We start from the raw sequence: 8,722 nt of genomic DNA on the forward strand, positions 1-8,722 counted from the left end.
GGCTAGGGTGGTGGGCGCGAAGGGGAGTAGCCCCCAATGTCGTGGTCGACACACTGGTGCCTCCGCATCCGGCCACGCGGCCCCACCTCGGGGCGGGCGAGACCTTCGACTCAGGCTGTTGCAGCCGGGTCGAGGGCATCCCGTACCTCCTCCCGGCCTGATCGGGAGGGGTTTCATGGACGGTTTTCTCGTCGCGTTGGCGGTCAGCTTCGGTGTCATCTTCGTCGCCGAGCTGGGGGACAAGTCCCAGCTGATGGCGCTCACCTTCGCCACGCGGTTCAAGCCGGTGCCGGTGCTGATCGGCATCACCGTGGCCACCGCGATCGTGCACCTGGCCTCGGTGGCGATCGGCGTGGGTTTGAACGCGGCCCTGCCCACCGGTTGGATCTCGCTGGTCGCGGGCCTGGCCTTCCTCGGCTTCGGCGTGTGGACCCTGCGCGGCGACACACTCACCGAGAAGGAGAAGCGCAAAGCCGAGCAGGGCGGCCGCTCTGCGGTGGTCGCCGTCGGCGTCGCCTTCTTCCTCGCCGAGCTGGGGGACAAGACCATGCTGGCGACCATCACGTTGGCCACCACCTACGGCTGGTTCGGCACCTGGCTCGGCTCGACGCTGGGGATGGTGGCCGCCGACGCGCTCGCGATCCTGGTGGGCCGGATGCTGGGCCGGCACCTGCCGGAGAAGACCATCCGGTACGGGGCCGCCGCGCTCTTCGCCGTGTGCGGTCTGTGGCTGATCCTCGACGCCGTCGGGCAGCTCTGACCGGCGACCACCCTCGCCGGCTCCGGGCTGGTGAGCCCGTAGCTCGCCGGCTGGGCCCAGCGCCCGTCCCGGGCGGCGGCAGCTCAGGGCCGCCGCCCGGTGCGGGCGGGCCCTCAGCGGGGTGCGGGCAGCAGGGACACCCGGGCCGGCCGGTCCTCGCAGTACGCCGCCATTCGCTTGATCAGTTCGTCCGCGTCGGCGTACGGGTCGAGTCCACGCAGCTCCTCGGGGGCGAGCGGGGGAACCCGCACGTGGGAGATGAGTGGGTGCAGCGGTCGGATGTCGATCTCGTCCGCGCCGAAGAGGTCCTCGTGCAGCTTCTCGCCGGGACGCAGACCGGTGAACACGATCTCGGTCGGGTTGGCGGCCTCGGCGGCGAGCCGCCGGGCCACGTCGGCGATGCGCACCGGCTCGCCCATGTCGAGCACCAGCGCCTCCGCGCCGCGTCCGATGGCGGCCGCCTGGAGCACCAGGTGGACGGCCTCCTGGATGGTCATGAAGTAACGGGTCACGTCCGGGTGGGTCACGGTGATCGGCAACCCCGCCTCGACCTGTGCCTGGAAGGCGGTGAGCACCGAGCCGCGGCTGCTGAGCACGTTGCCGAACCGGACGCTGAGGAACCGCCCGCCGACCTGCGCGGAGTAGTGAGCGGTCAGCCGCTCGGTGATCCGCTTGGAGTAGCCGAGCACGCTCACCGGGTTCGCCGCCTTGTCCGTGGAGATGTTGACGAACTCGCTGACGTCGCGGCAGGCCTGCAGGACGTTCAGAGTGCCACGGATGTTGGTCTTGATCGCTTCGCCCGGGTGGCGCTGCAACAGTGTCAGGTGCTTCAGGGCGGCGGCGTGGAACACCACGTCGGGCTGCCGGTCGGCGACGATCCGGGCGATGTTGTCGGCGTCGCGGATGTCGGCCAGGATCAGCTCCGGCCCGTCCAGCAGGGCCCGGCCGTGCAGCGACATCTGAAGGGCGTGCAGGGCCGACTCGTCCCGGTCGAGCATCATCAGTTCGCCCGGCTCGCAGCGGGCGATCTGGCGGCACAGCTCGGAGCCGATGGAGCCGCCCGCCCCGGTGACCAGGACCCGTCGGCCGGCCAGCCCGTTGCGCTCGAAGGTCAGCTCGGCGACCCGCTGGGCCCGGCCGAGCAGGTCGGTGATCTGCAGGTCACGCACGTCGGTGGCGGTGACCGGCCGGTCCAGCAGTTCGCGTACCGGTGGGAGCACCTTGAAGGCGGCGCCCGCCTGTAGCGTACGGGCGCGCACGTCGCGCATCAGTTCGGCGTCCGAGCCGTTGATGGAGAAGATCACGGTGGTGGCGCGGGTCCGGCGTACCGCCGGTTCGATCGCCTCCCGGCCGCCCAGCACCCGCAGCCCTTCCAGGCGTAGGCCCTGTTTGTCAGGGTCGTCGTCGAGCAGCCCGACGGGCAGGTAGCCGCTGCCCGGGTCACTCGCGAGCACCCGGACCAGGCGCTCGCTGGCGGCGTCCACGCCGTAGACCAGCGCCCGGTTCGCGGACCGGGCGGGCCGGTCGTCGCGGTCGCGCCGCCACCGGTAGCCGACCCGACCGCCGGCCATCAGCAGCAGCGCGATGGCGCCGCCGGTCACCGGGACGCTGGCCGGCACGGGCCGTTCGGTCATCGCGGCCAGCGCGGTGAGCATGACGGCGGCGGCGAGGAGGGCCGTGCCGGCGAGGTCGCGGGCCTCCCCCGCGCTGCCGATCGGGTGACGGCCCCGAGCCGTGGAGCGGACCTGCTCGATGCTGGCGTGGACGACCGCGCAGACCAGCGCGGTGGCCAGCGCCAGCAGGCACTGGGCGGGAGTCAGCTCGAACTCGAACCGGGCCCAGGTGGCGACCAGAAATCCGGCGCACCACGCCGCCGTGTCGAGCGTTAGCAGAGAGAGGGCCTTGGCACGTCGGGTCACCCAGTCACGTCGGGGAGTGCCGGCGTCGGCTCGTCGGGCTGCAGGATCCATGGATGTCCTCTGCTTTTTTGGTCTGTATGGGTTGATTGGGAGATGTTGGGCCGTTGGATCGTCTACATTCACTTCGTCCATGTTGTTAGTCGTTTAGATCCTGACATGCGGTTGGTGCCACCAAGGGGGATTTCGTGCAGTTTCTCCGGATAGATGTCCTGACGGGAGGGGAGGCGTGATGGATGTCCGCAACTATCTGCGCCTGGTGCGCCGGCACTGGTGGATCGTGCTGATCACGCTGATGGTCGCGGTGGGCTCGGCAGCGTTGATCACAATGCGTACGCCGCCCCGCTACACGGCTTCGGTGACCTTCTTCGTCACCACCCCGAGCCAGGGCGTCACCGACGCCTACCAGGGCGGGCTCTTCCTTCAGCAGCGGGTCAAGTCGTACGCCGACCTGCTGAGCAGCGACCGGCTGGCGCAGAGCGTGGTGGCGGAGACGCCGCTCGGGCTCACCGCGGACGACCTGCAGCGCCGGATCGAGACCTCGACGGAGACGGGCACCGTGCTGCTCCGGGCGGCCGTCACCGACACCGACCAGTCCCGGGCGTTGAAGCTCACCGAGACCCTGTCGGCCAAGTTCGTCGAGCTGGTGCAGAAGGTCGAGACCCCGCCGGAGGGGCGGTCCGCGCCCATCAAGATCGAGGTAATCAGCGGCCCCCGGGTCAGCTCCGCCCCGGTCGCGCCTCAGCCCGCCCGCAATCTCACCGTGGGGGCGCTGCTCGGGCTGCTGCTCGGCGTCGGCCTGGCGGTCCTGCGAGGGCTGGTGGACGTCCGGCTGCGCGACGCCGCCGGGCTGCAACGGGTGACCGGCAGCCCGCTGCTCGGCGAGATCCCCTTCGAGGCGGGCGCCAAGGCCGCGCCGCTCATCGTGGGCGAGGCTGCCACCTCGGCCCGGGCCGAGGCGGTACGCAAGCTGCGCACGAACCTGCGCTTCGTCGACGTGCACGAGCCGGCCCGGGTCATCGCGGTCACCAGCGCCCTGCAGGGCGAGGGGAAGACCACCCTCTCCTGCAACCTGGCGATCGCGCTGGCCGAGGCGGGCTGGCGGGTGCTGCTGGTCGACGCCGACCTCCGCCGGCCGAAGGTCGCCGACTACCTCGGCCTGGACGGTGGCGTGGGACTCACCGACGTGCTGGTGGGTGACGTGCAGGTTGGCCACGTCGTGCAGCGGTGGGGCGACAAGTCGCTGCTGGTGCTGCCGAGCGGCTCGACTCCACCCAACCCGAGCGAACTGCTCGGCTCCAAGGCGATGGCGGACCTGCTGCTGGCGTTGCGGGAGTCGGCCGACATCGTGGTCATCGACACCGCGCCGCTGCTGGCGGTGACCGACGGTGTGGTGGTGGCGGTGCAGGCCGACGGCGCGCTGCTGGTCACACAGCAGGGGCGGACCTCGCGCAGTCAGGTCGCCGCGGCGGCCCGGGCGCTGCACTCGGTCTCGGTGCGCCTGCTCGGCTGCGTGCTGAACATGACCAAGGTGGCCAGGGTGGACGCGTACCAGTACGAGGCGTACCGGATCGCCACCACGTCCGCGGTGCCCGCGGACCGGGTCGCCGCCGCGCACCGGGCCCAGACGCCCGAGACCGCGCCGGTGGGGGACCGGACACAGGAACTCACCCGGTTGTCGAGATGAGCGCCGCCACGGCCAGACGACACCGGCATCCGGCGGGCGTCGGGCCGGCCGTGCCGGTCCGGCGCCGGGCCGGGGGAGGGTCCGCCCGGAGGGGGAGCCGTCGATGAGGATCGGCATCCTGTCATACCACTTCCCACCCGAACCGGCGTTCATCCCGGGCAGTCTGGCCGAGGAACTGGCCGCTCGCGGTCACGAGGTGCGCGTCCTGACCGGCTTTCCGGACTACCCGGGCGGACACGTCTATCCAGGATGGCGGCAGCGGTGGCGGCACGTGACCCGCAGCGAGCGGCTCACCGTGCGACGGGTCCCCCGGTACGCGGGTGGGGAGGCCTCCGTCCGTGCCCGGATGGCCAGCTACCTGTCGTTCGCCGGCAGCGTGGCGCTTGTCGGACGCCGGTACCTGGCCGACGTGGACGTGCTCTACGTCTTCCAGCTCCCGGCCACCGTGTTCGCCGCCGCGGCGATGCTGCGGATGCTCAACCAGGTGCCCACGGTGCTGCACGTGCAGGACCTGTGGGCCGACGAGGGTGGCGCCCCGGGCCGGCCGGACCGCGCCGGGCGCCTCGTCGCCACGATGCGGCGGGTACACCGGGAGGCCGACGCGGTCGCGGTCGCCGCACCGTCGATGCGTGACCTCGTGCTGGCCGACGGGGTGCGGCCCGACCGGGTGCGGCTGGTGCTCAACTGGACCGACGAGCGGATCTTCCAGCCACTCCGGCCGAGCCGGGCGGCGCAGGGGCTGGTCCGCGGCGACGGCCGGTGCGTCGTCATGCACGCCGGGACGATCGGCGTACGCCAGGGGCTGGAGACCGCGGTCCGCGCCGCCGCGGCGCTCGACGGCCGGATGGACCTGGTGCTGGTGGGGTCCGGTGCGGAGGAGCGGCGGGTGCGGGGGCTCGCCGCCGAGCTGGGGACGGGCAACATCCGCTTCGTGGAACGTCGGTCCCCGCTGGACATGCCGGAGCTGTACGCCGCGGCCGACTACCAGCTCGTCATGCTGCGCGACCTGCCGGAGCTGCGCGGGAATGTGCCGGCGAAGCTCCAGGCCGCGCTGGCCTGCGCCAGGCCGGTGGTCGCCTCCGCCGGCGGGGACACCGCCGAACTCGTCGAACGGACCCGGGCCGGGCTCTCCTGTCCGCCCGAGGACTGGGCGACGCTCGCCGACCGGTTCTGGCTGGCCTCCACCATCCCGGCCCCCGCGCGGGCCGAGATGGGCCGACGGGGGCGGGAGGCGTACCTGCGGGAGATGTCGCTGCGGGCCGGAGTGGACCGGATCGAGGGGTTGCTGCGTGAGGTGGCGGTCGGTCGCGGGGGGCGCTGATCACCTGAAGGGTTTTAATTCATCGAATTTATGCAGGATAAGGGCAATAACGGCGCTTCTGCGTCGTTGTACATGCTAGAAAAGCGGCTAATCGCAGGATGTGTCCGTTTCGGGCGGGAGTGTGGTGTGGCGGAGAGCGGTAGGTCTTCTCGCGGTCGGCGACTGCGGCTGCGGCGACGGACGAAGGCGCGGATGCGCCGCGCCCTGCTCGCCGGCCTCGTGGTCGGGTCGCTGTTGGCCGCCGGCGGTGGCTGGGTCGGCTTCCGGGGCTGGCAGGCACGCGCGCACCTGCTGAACGCGGCGGGGCTCGCCCGAGAACTCAGCACGCAGATCGTCGCCGGAGACACCGGGCGGGCCCAGCGGACCCTAGCCGCGTTGCAGGAGCAGAGCGGCGCCGCGCGGAAGACCACGGCCGGGCCGGCCTGGTGGCTGGCCGGCAACAGCCCGTACGCCGGAGACGACGTGTTGGCTGTCCGGCGGATCGCGGCCGCCGTGGACGACCTGGCACGCGAGGCGTTCCCGCCGCTCGTGCAGACCGACGTGGCCGCCCTGGTGCCAAAGGACGGCCGGCTCGACCTGCCGGCGCTGCGGTCCGTGGCGCAGCGGCTCACCGCCGCCGACGTGGCGGTACGCGAGAACGGTGCGGAACTGCGGGTGGTGCCCACCGACGGACTGCTGCCGGAGGTCCGGGACGCCCTCACCGGGCTCCGTACCGAGGTCGACAAGCTCGCCGGGCTGCTCTCGGGTGTCAGCAAGGGTGCTGAGTTGCTGCCCACGCTGTTCGGGGCGGACGGAAAGCGCACCTATCTGCTCGTCTCGCAGAACCTGGCGGAGCTGCGCGCAACGGGCGGGATGTTCGGCGCCTACGCCGTGGTCCGCGCCCAGAACGGTCGGTTGGACCTGGTGGACCAGGGGACGGCGGTGAAGCTGCGGCGGTTCACCCCGCCCGTTCTCCCGCTCACCGCGGAGACCCGGGGCCTCTACACCGACCTTCCCGGCATCTACCCGGCCGACGTCAACCTCACCCCGCACTTCCCGACGGCGGCGAAGCTCTACCGCGAGATGGTCCGGCGGCGCACCGGCATCGCCGCCGACGGGATCCTCGCGGTGGACCCGGTGGCGTTGTCCTACCTGCTGAGGGCCACCGGCCCGGTCGCCGTGCCCGGGTACCCGACCCTGACCGCGCAGACCGCCGTACGGAACCTGCTGTCCGACAGCTACCTGACGCTGGACCTCGACGACCAGGACGCCTTCTACGCGGCCTCCGCGGCGGCGGTGTTCGACTCGGTGCTGCGGAAGGGCGTCAACCCTCGCGAGGTTTTATCCGTATTCGACCGCTCTGTACGAGAACGTCGGATATTGTTTTGGAGTGCTCGACCGGAAGAACAGCGGAAGTTCGTCGACAACCGGATCGGTGGCGTCCTGCCGGAGAAGGAGACGGCACCGACCGTCGGTGTCTTTCTCAACGACGGCAGCGGCGCGAAGCTCGGTTACTACCTGCGGCCCTCGGCGACCCTCACCGTCGGCAACTGCCTGGCCGACGGGCGGCGGGAGCTGCGACTGCGGTTCGACCTCCGCTCGTCGGCTCCCCGCTCCGGGCTCACCAAGGCGGTGCTCGGCCTCGGCAAGGCCGGTGACCCGTACACCGCCCGAACGCTCGTGACGGTGTACAGCCCGGCCGGCGGGGCGGTGGTGGGCGCCCGCCTCGACGGGGTCGAGGCACCGCTGGGCAGTGGCACCGACCGGGGCCGGCAGGTGGCCATCGCCAACGTCGAGGTACCCCCGGGCGCCACCCGGACCCTCGAGATGGAACTGCTGACCGGACGGAACACCGCAGGCACGCCGGAGCTTTGGCACACCCCCACAGTCACCCCATGGACCACCCAAGTAATTCCCGCACCAAGCTGCAACCAGTAGGAGGAGACCATCATGCGGCTATCCCGCATCATCATGGCGCTCACGGTCGGCCTGGCCGTCGTGGCAGCGCCGGCGGCGGCGGGGGCGGCGCAGCCGCAGCCGCCAGCGGACGGCGTTCAGCAGCCGCCACCGGACTACCCGCCGCAGCCGGCGTCGCTGACGCTGGACCGGGCCACGATCGTCATCGGCGAGTCGGTGGTGCTCACGGGCCGTAACTTCGGCCCGAACGAGATCGTGGACATCAACGTCTCGGTGGCGCCCCTCGCCGCCCCCGTTCCGGGCCAGGCCCCCGCCCGGCGCAGCGACGGCACCGCCGTCGCGATGACGTCGGTGGCGCTCTCGAGGCCGCAGCCCGCTCCGCGGCACCTCACCGCGCGAACGGACGCGCAGGGCCGGTTCAGGATCACCTACCGGCCGACGGACGTGGGGAGGCTCACCTTCACCGCCGTCGGGCGGACGACCGGCCGTACCGCGAGCGCGACGCTCACGGTGCTGCCGCACCGTCGACCGCACCTGCCCGTCACCGGTGACAGCCTCGGCACACCGCTGAAGGTCGGCGGCGGTCTGGTCGGGGCCGGCGTGGTCCTCATGCTCGGCAGCCTCGCCTGGCGGCGGCGCCACCGCTTCGGCATGGGGTCGACGCGCTGAGCCCGAGCCGGGCAGGGCCCGGAGCGGAAAGAGACGGACGCCCGCCGGATCATCCGGCGGGCGTCCGCACGCGCCTACAGACCGGGCCGTACGCCAGCATCGCCTCGGCCACCCGCGGCAGCTCCAGTGCGCCCACCACCAAACCGCCGACGTTGGCCGTTTTGTCCGGCGCGGACTTCACCACGGCCCACCGAGGAGCCGGCGAGGCCGCCACGGCCTGGATCGGGCTGTTCGGCCAGAACCCCCGCGAGGGCGTCATGCACACCCGCGACGACGTCGCCGCCGAACTGGCCGATGTCGTCTTCACCGCGCTCGTGGCGATCGAGAGCCTCGGGCTTGACGCACGGTCCGTGGTGTCCGTCCGCGCCGCCACAAGGGTACGTCCCGGATCCCCTGACCGATGCGCCGGCGAACGTCATGATCGTCCCCGGGGCGGCCCGGGTGGGCCGGAGGCAGGAACAAGGCGGGGGAGG

Annotated in this window: 7 protein-coding genes; 6 read left to right on the forward strand and 1 reads right to left on the reverse strand. The window is 72.0% G+C overall.

Annotated features, from left to right (window positions below; all coding sequences use genetic code 11):
• The first annotated feature begins 175 nt into the window (after positions 1 to 175).
• Positions 176 to 760: a TMEM165/GDT1 family protein gene (locus tag E1193_RS27610; protein WP_132186108.1), complete on the forward strand. Its 585-nt coding sequence runs from the start codon at positions 176 to 178 to the stop codon at positions 758 to 760.
• A 113-nt stretch (positions 761 to 873) separates the two neighbouring features.
• Here E1193_RS27610 and E1193_RS27615 read toward each other — a convergent pair whose 3' ends face one another.
• On the reverse strand, positions 874 to 2,679 hold the full coding sequence (locus E1193_RS27615) for a nucleoside-diphosphate sugar epimerase/dehydratase (RefSeq protein WP_243707937.1): 1,806 nt from the start codon (positions 2,677 to 2,679) through the stop codon (positions 874 to 876).
• Positions 2,680 to 2,908: 229 nt separating this feature from the next.
• Between E1193_RS27615 and E1193_RS27620 the strand changes: the two genes are divergently transcribed.
• The 5 genes from E1193_RS27620 to E1193_RS32610 form a co-directional block, all read left to right on the forward strand.
• On the forward strand, positions 2,909 to 4,363 hold the full coding sequence (locus tag E1193_RS27620; RefSeq protein WP_132186110.1) for a polysaccharide biosynthesis tyrosine autokinase: 1,455 nt from the start codon (positions 2,909 to 2,911) through the stop codon (positions 4,361 to 4,363).
• A 103-nt stretch (positions 4,364 to 4,466) separates the two neighbouring features.
• Positions 4,467 to 5,684 (forward strand): glycosyltransferase family 4 protein, encoded by a 1,218-nt coding sequence (locus E1193_RS27625; RefSeq protein WP_132186111.1) that lies wholly within the window; start codon positions 4,467 to 4,469, stop codon positions 5,682 to 5,684.
• Positions 5,685 to 5,876: 192 nt separating this feature from the next.
• Positions 5,877 to 7,601, forward strand: coding sequence for a DUF4012 domain-containing protein (locus tag E1193_RS27630; RefSeq protein ID WP_243707938.1), 1,725 nt, complete (start codon positions 5,877 to 5,879; stop codon positions 7,599 to 7,601).
• A gap of 12 nt (positions 7,602 to 7,613) precedes the next feature.
• A complete protein-coding gene (locus E1193_RS27635) occupies positions 7,614 to 8,249 on the forward strand; it encodes a hypothetical protein (protein ID WP_132186112.1) in 636 nt (211 codons plus the stop codon).
• Between the two features lie 152 nt (positions 8,250 to 8,401).
• Positions 8,402 to 8,722: MazG-like family protein (locus tag E1193_RS32610; RefSeq protein ID WP_207922890.1), on the forward strand; the 321-nt coding region annotated here is incomplete at its 3' end.

This window comes from Micromonospora sp. KC606 (assembly GCF_004348675.1).
Classification (GTDB): Bacteria; Actinomycetota; Actinomycetes; order Mycobacteriales; family Micromonosporaceae; genus Micromonospora.